General features: G+C 73.0%; 1 protein-coding gene. It reads left to right on the forward strand.

All coding sequences use genetic code 11. The annotated features are described in order from the left end of the window. A partial coding sequence (gene proC / locus G7A99_RS24235) for a pyrroline-5-carboxylate reductase (RefSeq protein ID WP_163144634.1) occupies positions 1 to 551 on the forward strand: 551 nt, incomplete at both ends.

Consider the following 551-nt stretch of genomic DNA (forward strand, 5'->3'; position numbering starts at 1 on the left):
GGCGTCACTGTCACCGGCGACAATGCCGAGGCCGTCGACGGCGCGGACGCGGTGGTCCTCGCGGTCAAGCCCCAGGTGATCAGGGACGTCGCCGAATCCCTCGGCGGGCAGCTGCGGGCCCAGCACACCCTGACCATCTCGATCGCCGCCGGCGTGCGCGAGGCGGATCTCAGCCGCTGGCTCGGCGGCCGCGTGGCCGTGGTGCGGGCCATGCCCAACACCCCGGCACTGGTCCAGACCGGCGCCACCGCGCTGTACGCCAACGAGCACGTGACCGAGCACGGCCGCAACCTCGCGGAATCGCTGCTGCGCGCGGTGGGCGTGACCGAGTGGCTCTCCGACGAGGCGCTGATGGACGCGGTCACCGCCATTTCCGGCAGCGGCCCCGCGTACTTCTTCCTGCTCATGGAGATGATGGAGGACGCGGGCACCGAGCTCGGCCTGCCCCGGGAAAAGGCCCGGCTGCTCACCCTTGAGACGGCCCTCGGCGCGGCGCGGATGGCGCTGGAGAGCGAGGAGACGCCGGCGCGGCTGCGCGAGCGCGTCACCTC

This window comes from Arhodomonas sp. KWT (genome assembly GCF_010993615.1).